1 protein-coding gene is annotated in these 394 nt (G+C 69.5%); it reads left to right on the top strand.

Translation table 11 applies throughout. The annotated features are described in order from the left end of the window. Window positions 1-394: hypothetical protein (locus GVL04_RS24330; RefSeq protein ID WP_200846974.1), on the top strand; the 394-nt coding region annotated here is incomplete at both ends.

Raw genomic sequence — 394 nt, 5'->3', positions numbered from 1 at the left:
GCCCGGGGCGCTACGAGACCACGCTCACCCGGCCGGACCTGTTCGCGCGCTACTACGCCGAGCAGTTCCGCCTGCTGCGCGCCAGCCACAACGTCGAGCTGGAAGTCGGCATCAGCAACCAGCCGATCCCGATCCACTTCTCGTTCGCCGAGCACGACCACATCGAGGGCACGCTCACGGCCGAGCGCCGCATGCTGATGCGCGACGTGTTCGACCTGCCCGACCTGGCCGCCATGGACGACGGCATCGCCAACGGCACCTGGGAGCCGCGCGCGGGCGAGGCGCATCCGCTGTCGCTCTTCACCGCGCCGCGCGTGGACTACTCGCTGCACCGCCTGCGCCACTACACCGGCACCGCGCCCGAGTGGTTCCAGAACTTCGTGCTGTTCACCAA

It is taken from the genome of Arthrobacter sp. 18067 (assembly GCF_902706295.1).
Taxonomy (GTDB): Bacteria; Actinomycetota; Actinomycetes; order Actinomycetales; family Micrococcaceae; genus Arthrobacter.
This window is presented reverse-complemented; position numbering and strand designations above follow the sequence as displayed.